Genomic DNA, 13321 nt, shown 5'->3' on the forward strand with positions numbered 1-13321 from the left:
CTACCTTTCATTCTCTCCCCAAAAGTCGAAAAAAGAGCCTTAGTGATGACTCTATCACGAAAAATAAACCGTGTCTAGTACACGGATATAATCAATCCGAGGGTGATAACCGCATGATAATAAAGATCCATGCTCTACTATTTCTTCTTTCGTAATCGATTTTCGTCCACCAGTATTTTGACGATTCCAAAATGCAATAATATGTTTTGCATCTAATAAATAAAGTTCATCAAAAAGTGTAAATTTAATAATAACAAATGCAATTCCATTATGAGCGATTACTTGCTTCATATGCTCAATTTGATGAAGGTGGAAGTTTTGAAGTGGAAAACTCGTTTTATTTTTTGTTTCTTTCGCTTCAAAATCGATGTATTTCCCTTTATATACACCGTTGTAATCTGTTGTAGAAGGTTGTTTAAAATACGCTTCTTTTACCACTGCAGCACTTCGAGCGGGGTAATCTACTTTTACAATTTGAAGAGGTGTAGGTTTTTTATGTACACATGCAATATTATGGGTTAAGTAATATTCATTTGTTTCATTCAATTCCTCTTCAAGGGACATACCTCTATTACTATAAGTATGTTTTTTTATTGGTGTTTTATGAGGTTGTGAAGCTTGATTGTACCGTTTTCCATTTGGGTAACGAATGGTCATAGTGTGTCCACTCCCAACTTGCTAAGAATTACTTACAAAGGTGATTATAACAAAAAATGAAAAAAGATGTGACCTTTTTGAAGAAAGGTATGATGACTTATTCATGTTTACATGGAATGATTATGAAAAAATTAAACAATATCGTAAAAATACGGTCTGTACAGAGGAAGAAAAAACAATGGTTTACAATATGAAGAGGGAAATAGAAATAGCTAATATGGACAACATTTCTCGAACGCAGTGTTATCAAGAATATTATGTAAGAAATAGTGAAATTAGGTGGGCTTTTTTAGCGAGTATGGTCTCGAGAAATGCGGGATGGAATATGACTGATTTACAAGGGAGGTATTATGCTACTGTTTTACCTCAAACAGTAAAAAAACATTTATTTTTGACTTATGAAGAAGCGAATTGGATTATTTTTTTAGATGCATTTCCTCAGCTGTTGTTATATGAAGAAAGTAAGAGGAGGCAGGTGCCACTATTCCATTTGTTACAATATTTTAACGTATCCATTTTTATGGAAAAGGAATGGATATATTTTTGGGAGAAAAAAGATATAAATAGACTTATGATAGCGCTTATTATAAATGAACAAAATAAAATTCAAAAACCAGTTATTGAGAATGCATATTTTAAAAAACATGTATTCCATACAGCCCTTTTTAAATTACAAGAAATGCTTCATATTAGTGCCGTTATATTCCCAACCGTTGAAGGGAAGGTGTATGGTTTTTCAGTTTATCAATTTGAAACGTTACAGAAGCGTATAGAACTAGGAAAGAAATTAGCAGCGTTACTGTTCCATCCGAATTACAAAAGTTTATTCCATAGGTTTGCATCGCAAACGATACACACAGGATCAAGAGCAGATTATGAATGTTATGTAAGAGAAGCTAGAAAATCTTGTACACCAGCTCTTAGAGAAGTTTATCCTGCTGTTGCACATGATGAAATAAGTATGAGAGATTGGTTTTGTAGAGATACGGAAATAAATGAACTATTTTTACCAGAAGAGTATAAGGGTGAAGTTGATATAACAGAATGGTATAAAAGAAAGAGGGAGCAAATCTATATTGCTTCCACCGTAAATCGTTTTGTTAAAAGGATAGATGAGTTCGTGATATAATAAAAAAGAAGTCCCGTCTTCATTTATGAAGACGGGACTTCTTAATGTGAAGTAATCCTGCTATGCGTGCTAAACATTTAATCTCAAAACGTAATGAATATAAGAGATTAAAGAAGTTTCACTTTATGTAGCAGGGAAGTTTGGACCATCTAATTTTGGGTTGCCAGTTTCGGGTTTATTTTGTTTATTTTGTTTTTTCTTTTTTTCGTTTTTGTTCTTTGCCATTTTCATGCACCTCCTTTTTGTATTGTTACCATTTCTATAAATGACATACAAAATGATTTCTTTGACGAATAACAACTAGTTTTGTCATGTGGGCAGGACTGAAGAATCATTCGGCGAAATTACATGACAAAGGAAAAGCAAAGAAGGAGGCGTTTTGTATATGGCGATGGTTCAGAAGGAAGATGTAATGAAAACAATGGATCAAATGTTAAGTTCTCTCGATTTGCTGGAAATGAATATAGGGATTAGAATGAATCATGCATTAAAGGATAAGAGTGAAAAAATATGCAACAAGATAGAAATAACAGAAATGCATATTGAGCATATGGAAAATAAATTAGTGCATCACGAAGAAAAAGGGAATTGGGTGAAGGCATTTCAAAACGTCGTAGTGAGTGCATAATAAGGTGGGAATAAAATGAAGTATGAAGCATTAATACAGTCTTCGGAAAAACTTATGCAACATAATAATGAAGCAAATGTGAAAAAAAGAGAAATGATTGAATACGATTTTTATAAGGATATGAAACCGTTTGTAGATATGGTAGATGAGGAATTAAAAGTGTGGAAAGAATTAGCTTATGAATGGATTAAGGAAGAAAAGCCGAAGTATATACATGTACAGCAAATTGATCAAGTGTACGATAATTTACAAACAAATGTGTTGCAATGTTTTGTAAATAAAGGAAAAGGTAAGCGATTCTTTGAAACGCATCAAGCCATTTCGTATACTTTGCAAAATATAATTGAGCAATGTAAGTAACAAGAGGGGAAACCCTCTTGTTTTTTTTATGCTTCTGTCATTGTTGTAGGTTTTGTTGCACCGTTTATTTCTAATTCTTTTATTAATGTTCGGTAATCTGAAATACATATTTTTCCTTCGAGATACCAATGTCTCGCAAAGTCTAACAATTCATTTACATTCTCTGTGTAATACCCCTTTTTTTGAGAAAACGCTTGTTTTAAATCCCCTAATACCATGTTGATTCCTCCCCCATGAGAATCTTCTTCTTTTTTATCATAGCATGGAAGGGTTTTCTTTTATAATTTTTTAAAAATTTAAACTTCCGACAAAAATAGACAGATAATCCGTCACACAAATTATTTTACAAGTACATATTATATATGTAGAAACTTATGTGAAGGAGGAGAGAATGCATGTTTCAACAATCTAACGTATATCAGCAATCTAATCCATATGCACAGCAAAATATGTACCAATATAATACGGATACATATTTACGTTATAATATGTATCCTTTCGAGCCTCATTATGGAAATCAAAATTATTACCAGCCATTTGAAGTGTCGTTTATGAATCAACCGCAGCAACCTTATATGAACCAACAACCGCAACCTTATATGAATTCACAATACTATATGCCACCGCCATCTCCCTATAATCAACAAGCGATGTTTTATCCACCAAAACAACCGTACCCGACGCAAAATAAACAAAAGCAACAGCAACAACCAAGTCAATTTTCTAGTTTCGTTTCCCAATTTAAAAATTCAGATGGTAACTATGATGTAAATAAAATGATGAATACAGCTGGACAAATGATGAATGCAATGAATCAAGTAACAGGCATTGTAAAGCAAGTGGGAGGTTTTTTTGGTAAGTAATTTTGGAGGGTTGGCTATAAAAACATTGTATACGAAATAAAGGTCTAGACAAATTTCCTTAGAATAAATGGGTATATATAACAAGCGGCTTAACCTCTTTTCTCATATTGTAAAGTGTAATCAGATTTTTTTTATGAGAGAGGAGAGAAAAAACTATGCATCATTGTCATCCTTGCTTTGGAGGGCATAAGCCTACAGGACCTATTTGTACGACTGCTCCTGTCATTCATCCGACGAAACAATGCGTAACACATTCTTTTTCAACAACGGTGGTGCCACACATTTTCCCAACGCATACAACACATGTACACCATCAACAAATTAAAAACCAAAACTTCTTCCCACAAACAAACTCAAATGTAAATGTTGTAGACCCAATCGATCCAGGGTTCGGCGGATGTGGACCGTGTGGTCATGGACATCATCACCACGGTCATCAAATATCTCCATTTGGACCAGGGCCGAATGTATCACCGTTTGGACCAGGACCTAATGTATCACCATTTTTACCAAACAATGTATCACCAGTTGGACCAAATATTGGACCAAACGTTGGTGGAATATTTAAAAAGTAAATGATATGTTAGAACTAGCGAAATGCTAGTTCTTTTTTTGTAATTGGAGTGTTGATATGAAAGTTATTGCAGTAACAGGATATAAGCCATTTGAACTTGGAATATTTAAAAATGATCATCCAGGAGTAGAATGTATAAAAAAGGCGTTGCGTCGTAAATTAACTGCTTTTGTAGAAGATGGTTTAGAGTGGGTTATAATAAGTGGCCAGTTAGGTGTAGAATTATGGGCTGCTGAAGTTGTTTTTGAAATACAAGTAGAATATCCAGATTTAAAATTAGCGGTATTTACTCCATTTTTAGAACAAGAAGAGGGTTGGAAGGAAGATAACCGTGAATATTACGAGTTTATTCTCTCTCAAGCAGACCATGTTGATAGTATCACGAAACGTAAGTACGAAAGCCCAGAGCAATTTAAATTAAAAAATCAATTTTTTATTGAAAAAAGTGATGCGCTTTTAGCTGTATATGATGAAGAAAAACCAGGGAGTCCTAAATATATTGTAGAAGCAGCAAAGAAAAAAGGAGAAATAGAAAATTATCACAGTTATTTCATTCTTTTTTCCGATTTACAAGATATAATAGAAGAGGAACAGTGGAATAATGCTGAGTAATATGTAATATAGTACTCGTATATATGATTGACAAAAAGCATTGTTTCTGAAAAAATTTAGTTAATGAAAGTTTTGGCAAAAATTTGAGGTGAAGAAAATGATTTCGGATAAAATTAAATTAACGGCGAAAGATATTTTAGAAAAAGAATTTAAAACAGGTATGAGAGGTTATCAACAAGAAGAAGTAGACAAGTTTCTTGATATGATCATTAAAGATTATGAAGCTTTCCACAAGGAATTTGAGCAATTAAAGCAACAAAATGCTCGTTTAAAGCGTGAACTAGAAGAACAAAAGCTAGCAGCAACGCAAGTTCCGCAACAACCTGTACAAACACCAGTTGCGCAACCAGTATATAACAACACGAATACGGACATTTTAAAACGTCTATCGAATTTAGAAAAAGCTGTATTTGGAAGCAAGTTATACGAATAATTTCTGGTGATAAAAAGGTTAAAGCATTTTACATAGAAAAAAACATTGCAAAATCTTTTTGTTTCCACTATACTAATGGATGTCATAACGTTTGGGTAATCGCTGCAACGCCAACGTTGTAGAGGAAAGTCCATGCTCGCACGGCCTGAGATGGCTGTAGTGTTCGTGCCTAGCCAATTCATAAGCTAGGGTATTCTGGCTGTAAGGCTGGTTTAACGGCAGGGAAAAAACCTAAGTCCTTTCGGATATGGTTTGACTACCTTTAAAGTGCCACAGTGACGAAGTCCTTGAAGAAATGATAGGAGTGGAACGAGGTAAACCCCACGAGCGAGAAACCCAAATAATGGTAGGGGAATCTTTTCCAAGGAAATGAACGATGGGAAAGGACAGGTTGTATAACCTGTAGATAGATGATTGCCACCGGAGTACGAGGCGTGGGCCGTTTGCAGTACAAAGGAACAGAACATGGCTTACAGAACGTTATGAACCAACTATGAAATAACTCAGCTCTCCTTTGTTAGAGGAGGGCTTTTTATTTGTATGAAGTTATAAATGATGAGTTAAAATGGTTAATGAGAAAATTCTTCGTAAAATGTAATAATTAATAGGAGAAATAGCTATTAATTATTGTTTGAATATACATAAGAGGTGAATGCAAATGGGAAAAGTTACTTTAATCGCAACAGCGGCAATGGGTATTGAAGCTTTAGTTGCCCGAGAAGTTCGTGATCTAGGTTATGAATGCCAAGTAGAAAACAGCAAAGTAACATTTGAAGCAGATGAAAAGGCGATTTGTCGCACGAATTTATGGTTACGTACTGCGGACCGTGTGAAAATTAAAGTTGGCGAATTTAAAGCGACAACATTTGATGAGCTGTTTGAGAAAACGAAAGCATTAAACTGGGGAGATTATATTCCAGAGAACGGTGAGTTCCCTGTTATCGGTAAATCTTTAAAATCTGAGTTATTCAGTGTTTCGGATTGCCAACGTATCGTTAAAAAGGCTGTCGTTGAAAAATTAAAAACAACATATAAACGTACAACTTGGTTTGAAGAAGATGGCCCGTTATTCCGTATTGAGATTGCAATGTTAAAAGATATCGCAACATTAACAATCGATGCGAGCGGTGTTGGACTTCATAAACGTGGATATCGTGTGGATCAAGGGGAAGCTCCTTTAAAAGAAACATTAGCTGCGTCTTTAATTAAATTAACAAACTGGAAGCCAGATCGTCCTTTCGTGGATCCTTTCTGCGGATCAGGTACAATTCCGATTGAAGCAGCATTAATTGGACAAAATATCGCACCAGGTTTTAACCGTGGTTTTGCATCGGATGAGTGGGGCTGGGTTGGTAAACAAAACTGGCGTGAAGCTCGTCAAGAAGTAGAAGATTTAGCGAACTATGATCAACCATTGCAAATCATTGGATCAGATATTGATCATCGTATGATACGTGTTGCTCAAGATAATGCAGAAGAAGTAGGTTTAGGTGATTTAATTACATTTAAACAAATGCAAGTAAAAGATTTCACAACAAAAGAGGATTATGGCTATGTTGTAACGAATCCTCCATACGGAGAACGTTTAAGTGAAAAAGCACTTGTTGAACAACTGTATAAAGAAATGGGACAAGTATTCCGTCCATTAGACACATGGTCGACGTATGTATTAACAAGTTACGAAGCATTTGAGAAGTGCTACGGAAAAGATGCATCGAAGAAACGTAAACTGTTTAATGGATTTATCCGTACAGATTACTACCAATACTTCGGAAAACGTCCACCTCGTAATTCATAGTATAAAACTCCTTTAGCGCGCATATACTGGCTATTATGTAATGCGTAAAGGAGGAACTGATATGGATAGTTTCCAATTATCAATGATTCAAAAAGCTATTCACCGTACGTATGATGAGCTCGGAAAAGAAGTGGATAACCAAGGTGCGATTGTAGATGAAATACAAAAAGCACAAGAAGAATATTTGTTAGCTCTTTCGCATGAAACAGCGATAGATAAACGGTATTTAAAGTCATTAATATAGAAGAAAATTTTCCTTTTTCGAAAGGAAAATTTTTTTTCGTGTATTTCCATGTATTGCAACAGGGGAAAGTGGCTGCGCACATATGAGTAGCAGTTGCTATATCTTTTATAGAAAAACTTTTTGGTTGGAGGCTAAGGATGTTTACTGAGAAGAGATTACCATTTGAAGTAGGGAAACAAGACAATTTTTATGATAAGTTGAATGAGTGGATTGGAGATGTGTTTTACGACATCCTTCCGGAAAAAGGCTTTGAAGAGCGTGATGAACAAATTTTTATGGCGTTTCAATTAGAGCGTGCTTTCCAAGAAAAGAAAGTAATGTTCGCAGAAGCGGGTGTAGGAACCGGGAAAACAATTGTATATCTTCTATATGCAATTTGTTATGCACGTTATACTGGAAAGCCAGCGATTATCGCTTGTGCAGATGAAACATTAATTGAGCAGCTTGTGAAAGAAGAAGGGGACATTGCTAAATTATCTGAGGCATTAGGCTTATCGGTAGATGTAAGACTTGCGAAATCGATGGATAATTATTTATGTTTACGTAAACTTGAAGATGTTATGAGTGGACGAGCTCCAGAAGTAATTGAAGATGTATACTACGAATTACCGCAGTTTGTATTTGACCACGGTACGATGCAAAACTTTACTCACTATGGTGACCGAAAAGAATTTCCGCTTTTAAATGACGAGGAATGGTCAAAAGTAAATTGGGATTACTTCCAAGATTGCTTCACTTGTGATTCTCGACATCGTTGCGGGCAAACTCTATCACGTGAACATTATCGTAAAGCAGCAGATTTAATTATTTGCTCTCAAGATTTCTATATGGATCATATTTGGACGTATGATGCTCGTAAGCGTGAAGGACAAATTCCATTATTACCAGAAAGTAGTTGCGTTGTATTCGATGAAGGACATCTTGTAGAGTATGCAGCTCAAAAAGCTTTAACATATCGTTTAAAGCAAACGATGATGGAGCAACTTTTAACGAGATTATTACAAAATGATATTCGCGAGGAGTTTGCGCATTTAGTAGAAGAAACAATTTGGCAAACAGAGCGATTCTTTGATGTGTTACAAGAAAATAAAAAGGAAATTGCCGGTTCTGATCGTTTAGAGATTACTGTGACAGAAAAAGTAACTGCCGAAGCGAAGCGACTTTATGCGAAAATTGGTGAAGTTGGTGATGCATTAGTATTTGAAAGTGAAATGCATACAGTAAACACGTATGATTTAAATATCGTTGATGAACATTTAGATGTATTAGAGCACTCGCTGCGTCTATTTATGCACGAGAAAAATGTAATTACATGGGGTGAAGAAGGTGATGGAGCCTTCACGTTAGTAATTATGCCGCGTGCAGTTGAAGAAGTATTACAAGAGAAAGTATTCTCGAAGAAAATCCCGTATATTTTCTCTTCTGCTACATTATCTAACAACGATTCATTTGCATTTACAGCAAATAGCCTAGGGGTAAAAGATTACTTATCATTCTCAGTTGCCTCACCGTTTGATTACGAAGAGCAAATGGCAGTAAACTTACTATCGCATACGAAAGAAAATGAATGGGAAAGAAAGTGTCAATATACACTTGAAAATATACAAAAAACAAATGGACGTACACTTGTATTATTTCGTACAACACAAGAGCTTGCAGCGTTTAAAGAATATGTAAGTAAAGAACAAATGTCAGTTCCGTTCTTATATGAAGGGGACCAAGAAATTAGTCAGCTCGTTTCTCGTTTCCAAAATGAAGAAGAGACTGTACTTTGTGCCGTTCATTTATGGGAAGGTTTAGATATTCCTGGTTCATCATTATCACATGTTATTATTTGGTCATTACCATTCCCTCCAAACGATCCTGTGTTTGAAGCGAAGCGTAAACACGTAAATGACCCATTCTGGGATGTAGATGTACCATATATGATTTTACGTCTTCGTCAAGGGATTGGCCGTTTAATTCGTACGAGCGACGATAAAGGTGCTATATCAATCTTCTTATCTGATACAGAAGATGAGAAAGTGGTAGAAGCGGTGAAAAACGTACTACCAGTAGAAGGTAAAGAATTATAAGGAGAAAGCTTGGCGCTTGCCAAGCTTTTTTTCTATTATAAAAGGAATTTGGATTTTCGTGTCGAATTAAGTTTGAGGTAGAAAAAGGAGGTTTTTATAGGATGACAGTAGCTACATATGAAGTGGAAAAACAATTTTTAACATATGTGAAGAAGATACAGAATTATGGAGAAGCATTAAGCTTAATGTTTTGGGACTTGAGAACAGGTGCGCCTAAAAAAGGTGTAGACCAGCGTTCAGAAGTAATTGGCATGCTTTCATCAGAAGTATTTGCTATGTCGACTTCAGATGAGATGGGGAACTATTTAACAGAGCTTGAAGCTTTAATAAGTGAAGACAAACTTTCTGAAACGACGAAGAAAATGGTGGAAGAGTGTCGTAAAGAATATGATAGAAATAAGAAAATTCCACAAGCGGAATATGAAGCGTATGTGAAATTAGAAGCGAAAGCAGAAAGTGTGTGGGAAGAAGCTCGCGAAAAATCTGATTTCGAAATGTTCCGTCCGTATTTAGAACAAATCGTTGAATTTAAAAAGAAATTTATTACATATTGGGGTTACGAAACATATAAATATAATACATTATTAGATATGTATGAGCCGGGTATTACGGTAGAAGTGTTAGATCACGTATTTGGTCAACTTCGTGAGCGTATCGTACCGCTCGTAAAAGAAATATCGGAGTCGCAAAAGAGATTAAAGACAAGTGCTTTATCGGAACATTTTTCAAAAGAAAAACAAAAAAACTTTACATTAGAGCTATTAAAGCAATTAAATTATGACTTTGAAGCAGGTCGTCTTGATGAAACGGTACATCCATTCGAGATCACATTAAATAGAGGGGATGTTCGTATTACGACACGCTATGACGAAAAAGATTTCCGTATGGCTGTGTTTGGCACAATTCATGAATGTGGTCATGCTGTATATGAACAAAATATTGCAGAGAAATTTGAAGGTACACCGCTATGTAGTGGAACATCTATGGGTATTCATGAGTCACAATCATTATTCTTTGAGAACTTTATCGGTCGTAATAAATCATTCTGGAAGAAAAATTATGATTTATTAAAAGAGTATAGCGATGGTCAATTCAATGATTTATCAGTAGATGAGTTTTACGATGCGATTAATGAATCGAAGCCGTCGTTTATTCGTATAGAAGCAGATGAGCTTACATATCCGCTTCACGTCATGGTTCGTTATGAACTTGAGAAAGAATTATTTGATGGTACATTACAAGTGAAGGATTTACCAGCCGCTTGGAATGATAAGATGGAAGCATATTTAGGAATTCGCCCGGCTAACGATGCACAAGGCGTATTACAAGATGTTCACTGGGCTGGTGGTTCATTTGGATACTTCCCATCTTATGCGCTTGGCTATATGTATGCAGCGCAATTTAAGCAAAGAATGTTAAAAGACATTCCGAACTTTGATGCATTATTAGAAGAAGGAAACGTAACACCAATTCGTGAATGGTTAACAGAAAATATTCACCAATACGGTAAAACGAAAAAGCCACTTGAAATTTTAGAAGATGTAACAGGTGAAGGATTAAATGCAAATTACTTAGCAGATTATTTAGAAGCGAAGTATAAAGAAATTTACGAGTTATAAAAAGAGCTGCTTACTTGCAGCTCTTTTTTTAAAGGGGGGAGAAAAATGGATTATACATATACAGTAATGACGCAAGAAGAAGCAGAAGAAATTGCATACAACTGGCATTATGAAGGGGAATATTCCTTTTATGATATAGAGGCAGATGAAGAAGATTTAACTGAATTTTTACATGATGAGAGTAGGGGGGATCATACCTTTTCTGTGAAGGAAAATGGCACTCTCATTGGTTATTTTACTGTTTGTAAAATAAATGATGGGACGGTTGATATAGGTCTTGGAATGAAACCTAATATAACTGGAAATGGGTTTGGATTACAGTTCATAAACGCTATACTAGCTTTTAGTAAAGAAAAATATGGATGCAAGTATATAACACTATCAGTAGCTACATTTAATAAGAGAGCAATTAAAGTGTATAAAAGGGCAGGATTTGAAGCAGTTGGAACGTTTATACAGAAGACAAATGGTAGTTGTTTTGAGTTTTTGAAAATGAATTATATATGTAAAAATGATTAAAAACAGAAGAATCTCCTCTGTTTTTTATTTTGATGCAGAAATAAATAATATTTTTTGTAATTGGGTGCTTTGAATTTTTGATAGAGGATGTGTATGATTGAATTTCAGTAGTAAATGTGAAGTTTAGTCAGGAGAGGTAGAATGGTTACAATTAAAACGAAAAATGAAATAGATGTAATGCATGAATCTGGAAAGTTACTTGCTTCATGTCATAGAGAAATTGCGAAAATAATGAAACCAGGTATTACAACAAAAGAAATTAATACATTTGTGGAAGCATATTTAGAACGGCATGGTGCAACGTCTGAGCAGAAAGGGTACAACGGATATCCATATGCGATATGTGCATCTGTAAATGATGAAATGTGTCATGCGTTTCCGGCCGATGTTCCTTTAACTGAGGGTGATATTGTAACAATTGACATGGTAGTAAACTTAAATAGTGGTCTTTCAGATTCTGCTTGGACGTATAGAGTTGGAAAAGTTTCTGATGAAGCAGAAAAGTTGTTACTAGTAGCTGAGAATGCTTTGTATAAAGGCATTGATCAGGCGATAATTGGTAATCATGTAGGAGATATTGGTTATGCGATTGAAAGTTATGTAGCAAGTGAAGGTTTTTCTGTCGCAAGAGACTTTACGGGACATGGAATTGGTAAAGAGATTCATGAAGAACCAGCAATTTTTCATTTTGGTAAGCCGGGACAAGGGCCTGAGTTACAAGAGGGAATGGTAATTACGATTGAGCCAATTGTCAATGTAGGTATGCGATATTCGAAAGTAGATTTAAATGGATGGACTGCGAAAACGATGGATGGGAAATTATCAGCTCAATATGAGCATACAATTGCGATTACAGAAGATGGACCGATCATTTTAACGAAGTTGTAATTTGGAATGAAAGAGTTTACAAAACTCGAACAAAAATGATGATTTTATAAAATTTGTCCGTGTTTTATTAATAAAAGCTTTTCAAAGTATAAAAAGTACGTTATAATCCTTCTATAAAATAAATAGTTAGCTACACTCATATAATCGCGGGGATATGGCCTGCAAGTTTCTACCGAAGTACCGTAAATACTTTGACTATGAGTGAGGACGAATATATTTGCTTGTTTAGCATTCTTTTTTTGCGAAACTCCAAAAGCGCGTCTCTCACTTGTAACGAGTGGTGGCGGCTTTTGGAGTTTTTTTATTGCATAAGAGGGGGAACAAACATGAAAGTATTACAAGAAAAGATTTTGAACGAAGGAAAGGTTTTATCTGGTGACGTATTAAAGGTAGATGCTTTTTTAAATCATCAAATTGATCCAGTACTTATGCAAGAAATCGGAAAAGAATTTGCTAAACGTTTTAAAGAAGAGAACATTACAAAAATCGTGACGATTGAATCTTCAGGTATTGCACCAGCGGTTATGGCTGCATTAGAACTTGGTGTAAAAGTAATTTTTGCTAGAAAGCGTAAATCGTTAACGTTACAAGATAATATGTATGTGGCAAACGTATATTCATTTACGAAACAAGAAACGAATGAAATTTCATTATCTCGAAATCATATCGATGAAAGTGATCGCGTTTTAATTATTGATGACTTTTTAGCAAACGGTCAGGCTGCTTTAGGTTTAATGAGTTTAGTAGAGCAAGCCGGAGCAAGTATTGCAGGTATTGGTATTGTTATTGAAAAAGCATTTCAAGATGGAGGAAAGAAGCTTCGTGAACAAGGAGTTCGTGTTGAATCACTAGCAGAAATTGCATCACTTGATAACGGCACAGTTACATTTGTACAACATGAAACTGCGGAGGTGAAATAAAC

The 13321-nt window shown here is 35.1% G+C and carries 17 protein-coding genes, 1 other RNA gene and 1 riboswitch; of the genes, 15 read left to right on the forward strand and 3 right to left on the reverse strand.

The genetic code is table 11. The annotated features are described in order from the left end of the window. Nucleotides 1–54: 54 nt before the first annotated feature. On the reverse strand, nt 55–657 hold the full coding sequence (gene recU, locus ACTFRN_RS05560; protein ID WP_000155593.1) for a Holliday junction resolvase RecU: 603 nt from the start codon (nt 655–657) through the stop codon (nt 55–57). 103 nt (nt 658–760) lie between these two features. On the opposite strand from recU, the gene ACTFRN_RS05565 reads away from it, so the two are divergent. Further along, complete coding sequence (locus tag ACTFRN_RS05565; protein WP_014893169.1) at nt 761–1786, forward strand: DUF2515 domain-containing protein; 1026 nt, start codon at nt 761–763, stop codon at nt 1784–1786. A 123-nt stretch (nt 1787–1909) separates the two neighbouring features. Here the strand turns inward: ACTFRN_RS05565 and ACTFRN_RS05570 are convergent, their stop codons facing one another. Then, nucleotides 1910–2086 (reverse strand): hypothetical protein, encoded by a 177-nt coding sequence (locus ACTFRN_RS05570; RefSeq protein WP_001982922.1) that lies wholly within the window; start codon nt 2084–2086, stop codon nt 1910–1912. A gap of 85 nt (nt 2087–2171) precedes the next feature. Here ACTFRN_RS05570 and ACTFRN_RS05575 point away from each other — a divergent pair, with 85 nt between their 5' ends. Further along, the gene (locus ACTFRN_RS05575; RefSeq protein ID WP_001252039.1) at nt 2172–2414 is read left to right on the forward strand and encodes a hypothetical protein; all 243 of its coding nucleotides are present in this window, start codon (nt 2172–2174) and stop codon (nt 2412–2414) included. Between the two features lie 15 nt (nt 2415–2429). After that, nucleotides 2430–2774: a YppE family protein gene (locus ACTFRN_RS05580; RefSeq protein WP_000872959.1), complete on the forward strand. Its 345-nt coding sequence runs from the start codon at nt 2430–2432 to the stop codon at nt 2772–2774. Between the two features lie 26 nt (nt 2775–2800). Here ACTFRN_RS05580 and ACTFRN_RS05585 read toward each other — a convergent pair whose 3' ends face one another. Beyond that, nucleotides 2801–2992, reverse strand: coding sequence for a YppF family protein (locus ACTFRN_RS05585; RefSeq protein WP_000242661.1), 192 nt, complete (start codon nt 2990–2992; stop codon nt 2801–2803). Between the two features lie 177 nt (nt 2993–3169). Here ACTFRN_RS05585 and ACTFRN_RS05590 point away from each other — a divergent pair, with 177 nt between their 5' ends. From ACTFRN_RS05590 to ACTFRN_RS05645, 12 genes are all read left to right on the forward strand, one after another. Next, nucleotides 3170–3637, forward strand: coding sequence for a YppG family protein (locus tag ACTFRN_RS05590; protein ID WP_014893168.1), 468 nt, complete (start codon nt 3170–3172; stop codon nt 3635–3637). A 155-nt stretch (nt 3638–3792) separates the two neighbouring features. Next, nucleotides 3793–4212, forward strand: coding sequence for a CotD family spore coat protein (locus tag ACTFRN_RS05595; RefSeq protein ID WP_000546263.1), 420 nt, complete (start codon nt 3793–3795; stop codon nt 4210–4212). A gap of 56 nt (nt 4213–4268) precedes the next feature. Beyond that, nucleotides 4269–4823 carry a DUF1273 domain-containing protein gene (locus tag ACTFRN_RS05600; protein ID WP_000862921.1) on the forward strand — a complete coding sequence of 185 codons (555 nt, stop codon included), beginning with the start codon at nt 4269–4271 and terminating at the stop codon, nt 4821–4823. A gap of 97 nt (nt 4824–4920) precedes the next feature. Next, a complete protein-coding gene (gene gpsB / locus ACTFRN_RS05605; protein ID WP_000622429.1) occupies nt 4921–5256 on the forward strand; it encodes a cell division regulator GpsB in 336 nt (111 codons plus the stop codon). An 87-nt stretch (nt 5257–5343) separates the two neighbouring features. Next, an RNA gene (gene rnpB / locus ACTFRN_RS05610) (RNase P RNA component class B) lies at nt 5344–5734 on the forward strand. 180 nt (nt 5735–5914) lie between these two features. Then, a complete protein-coding gene (locus ACTFRN_RS05615; RefSeq protein WP_000521235.1) occupies nt 5915–7054 on the forward strand; it encodes a THUMP domain-containing class I SAM-dependent RNA methyltransferase in 1140 nt (379 codons plus the stop codon). Nucleotides 7055–7115: 61 nt separating this feature from the next. Then, nucleotides 7116–7298, forward strand: coding sequence for a DUF3921 family protein (locus tag ACTFRN_RS05620; protein WP_000376892.1), 183 nt, complete (start codon nt 7116–7118; stop codon nt 7296–7298). A 137-nt stretch (nt 7299–7435) separates the two neighbouring features. After that, nucleotides 7436–9373 carry an ATP-dependent DNA helicase gene (locus ACTFRN_RS05625; RefSeq protein ID WP_000493699.1) on the forward strand — a complete coding sequence of 646 codons (1938 nt, stop codon included), beginning with the start codon at nt 7436–7438 and terminating at the stop codon, nt 9371–9373. Nucleotides 9374–9474: 101 nt separating this feature from the next. Further along, on the forward strand, nt 9475–10992 hold the full coding sequence (gene ypwA / locus ACTFRN_RS05630; protein WP_000215092.1) for a carboxypeptidase: 1518 nt from the start codon (nt 9475–9477) through the stop codon (nt 10990–10992). A gap of 45 nt (nt 10993–11037) precedes the next feature. Beyond that, complete coding sequence (locus ACTFRN_RS05635) at nt 11038–11511, forward strand: GNAT family N-acetyltransferase (RefSeq protein ID WP_000386774.1); 474 nt, start codon at nt 11038–11040, stop codon at nt 11509–11511. 141 nt (nt 11512–11652) lie between these two features. Continuing rightward, nucleotides 11653–12399 (forward strand): type I methionyl aminopeptidase, encoded by a 747-nt coding sequence (locus ACTFRN_RS05640; RefSeq protein ID WP_088106571.1) that lies wholly within the window; start codon nt 11653–11655, stop codon nt 12397–12399. Nucleotides 12400–12515: 116 nt separating this feature from the next. Continuing rightward, nucleotides 12516–12617: riboswitch (purine riboswitch) on the forward strand. Between the two features lie 108 nt (nt 12618–12725). Further along, nucleotides 12726–13319 (forward strand): xanthine phosphoribosyltransferase, encoded by a 594-nt coding sequence (locus ACTFRN_RS05645; protein WP_000866487.1) that lies wholly within the window; start codon nt 12726–12728, stop codon nt 13317–13319. Nucleotides 13320–13321: the final 2 nt, after the last annotated feature.

This window comes from Bacillus cereus group sp. MYBK245-2 (genome assembly GCF_051916145.1).
In the GTDB taxonomy this organism is placed as follows: Bacteria; Bacillota; Bacilli; order Bacillales; family Bacillaceae_G; genus Bacillus_A; species Bacillus_A pacificus.

What these genes read in the sequence shown, in the direction of transcription:
- ACTFRN_RS05580 (WP_000872959.1), top strand. Translation starts at nt 2,430, where the DNA reads ATGAAGTATGAAGCATTAATACAGTCTTCGGAAAAACTTATGCAACAT.
- ACTFRN_RS05565 (WP_014893169.1), top strand. Translation starts at nt 761, where the DNA reads ATGTTTACATGGAATGATTATGAAAAAATTAAACAATATCGTAAAAAT.
- ACTFRN_RS05590 (WP_014893168.1), top strand. Translation starts at nt 3,170, where the DNA reads ATGTTTCAACAATCTAACGTATATCAGCAATCTAATCCATATGCACAG.
- gpsB (WP_000622429.1), top strand. Translation starts at nt 4,921, where the DNA reads ATGATTTCGGATAAAATTAAATTAACGGCGAAAGATATTTTAGAAAAA.
- ACTFRN_RS05640 (WP_088106571.1), top strand. Translation starts at nt 11,653, where the DNA reads ATGGTTACAATTAAAACGAAAAATGAAATAGATGTAATGCATGAATCT.
- ACTFRN_RS05620 (WP_000376892.1), top strand. Translation starts at nt 7,116, where the DNA reads ATGGATAGTTTCCAATTATCAATGATTCAAAAAGCTATTCACCGTACG.
- ACTFRN_RS05635 (WP_000386774.1), top strand. Translation starts at nt 11,038, where the DNA reads ATGGATTATACATATACAGTAATGACGCAAGAAGAAGCAGAAGAAATT.
- ACTFRN_RS05600 (WP_000862921.1), top strand. Translation starts at nt 4,269, where the DNA reads ATGAAAGTTATTGCAGTAACAGGATATAAGCCATTTGAACTTGGAATA.
- recU (WP_000155593.1), bottom strand. Translation starts at nt 657, where the DNA reads ATGACCATTCGTTACCCAAATGGAAAACGGTACAATCAAGCTTCACAA.
- ACTFRN_RS05625 (WP_000493699.1), top strand. Translation starts at nt 7,436, where the DNA reads ATGTTTACTGAGAAGAGATTACCATTTGAAGTAGGGAAACAAGACAAT.
- ACTFRN_RS05575 (WP_001252039.1), top strand. Translation starts at nt 2,172, where the DNA reads ATGGCGATGGTTCAGAAGGAAGATGTAATGAAAACAATGGATCAAATG.
- ACTFRN_RS05585 (WP_000242661.1), bottom strand. Translation starts at nt 2,992, where the DNA reads ATGGTATTAGGGGATTTAAAACAAGCGTTTTCTCAAAAAAAGGGGTAT.
- ACTFRN_RS05595 (WP_000546263.1), top strand. Translation starts at nt 3,793, where the DNA reads ATGCATCATTGTCATCCTTGCTTTGGAGGGCATAAGCCTACAGGACCT.
- ACTFRN_RS05645 (WP_000866487.1), top strand. Translation starts at nt 12,726, where the DNA reads ATGAAAGTATTACAAGAAAAGATTTTGAACGAAGGAAAGGTTTTATCT.
- ypwA (WP_000215092.1), top strand. Translation starts at nt 9,475, where the DNA reads ATGACAGTAGCTACATATGAAGTGGAAAAACAATTTTTAACATATGTG.
- ACTFRN_RS05615 (WP_000521235.1), top strand. Translation starts at nt 5,915, where the DNA reads ATGGGAAAAGTTACTTTAATCGCAACAGCGGCAATGGGTATTGAAGCT.